At 59.5% G+C, this 1,006-nt stretch carries 1 protein-coding gene and 1 pseudogene; one reads left to right on the top strand and one right to left on the bottom strand.

Annotation, left to right across the window (positions count from 1 at the left end; all coding sequences use genetic code 11):
- Positions 1 to 18 precede the first annotated feature (18 nt).
- Entirely contained in the window at positions 19 to 606 is a 588-nt protein-coding gene (locus OC610_RS27990; protein ID WP_264432848.1) for a LysE family translocator, read from the bottom strand.
- Positions 607 to 781: 175 nt separating this feature from the next.
- Between OC610_RS27990 and OC610_RS27985 the strand changes: the two are divergent.
- Positions 782 to 1,006 (top strand): annotated as a pseudogene (locus tag OC610_RS27985) (potassium transporter TrkH); the annotation flags it as partial.

Here is a 1,006-nt window from a genome sequence, read left to right as displayed (position 1 = left end):
ACCGCAAGGATGGGTCGCTTACGGCAACAACAGATACACCGCACTCGCCACCAGCAACACCGCCATCGCCCGATTGAACAGGCGCATGGTCGCCGGATTCCCCAGCCAAATACGCAGGAAGCTGCCGGCGTACGCCCAGCAGCCTACGGACAGGTAACAGATCACCAGGTAAATCGCCGCGAACTGCCACACCAGCGATGCCTCGCCATCGGCCACAAAAGCGCCCATCCCCGCGACGCAGGCCAGCCAGGCCTTGGGGTTGAGCCATTGCATCAGCGCCCCGTGGAACATCGACGGCGCGCGCCCCTCGTCCCGGTCCCCCAACTCGCCGTTGTCCATCGCCAGTTTCCAGGCCATGTACAACAGGAATGCCACGCCCGCCAGTTGCACCACGCGCGTGAGGCCCGGCCAGCGCTGCAACACTTCGTGCAACCCCAGCCCCATCAAGACCAGCAGTAGGACAAACCCCAGGGTCGCACCGCCGACATGGCGCAAGGTGGCGCGAAACCCATAGCGAGCCCCGGCGCTGAGGGCGACGATATTGACCGGTCCAGGGGTAATGGAAGCCACCAGCGCGAAGGTTGCCATGGAAAATATCAAGCTCATCACATAATCTTCTTCAGTTCAGGAAAGAGGCCCAAAGGTAAAGGGGACTGCTCCAGGGGTATTGAAGAAAACTGCCTTGTCATCGAGCGCCACCGCTCTTTTTTTACGTAAACTTTACGCGGTAGCCGATTCACCAAAATCGATACTGTGCGGCTCATTGGATCAGGCGTTTCTCATGTCGATTGCGGTTCTGCGTCTCATCGGTTTCATCCTCGGTATTTTCCTCATCACCCTCGCGATCAGCATGGCGATTCCGCTGTTCACGCTGATGTTCTACGACCGCAACGACGACTTGTCGGCGTTTCTCTGGTCGAGCCTGATCACTTTCGTCTGCGGTATCGCACTGGTCGCCCGTGGCAGACCGGAACATGCCCAGATGCGCCCCCGGGAAATGTACCTG

Source organism: Pseudomonas agronomica (assembly GCF_025917275.1).
In the GTDB taxonomy this organism is placed as follows: domain Bacteria; phylum Pseudomonadota; class Gammaproteobacteria; order Pseudomonadales; family Pseudomonadaceae; genus Aquipseudomonas; species Aquipseudomonas agronomica.
The sequence above is the reverse complement of the archived record's forward strand: the minus strand, read 5'-3'. Positions and strand labels throughout refer to the sequence as shown.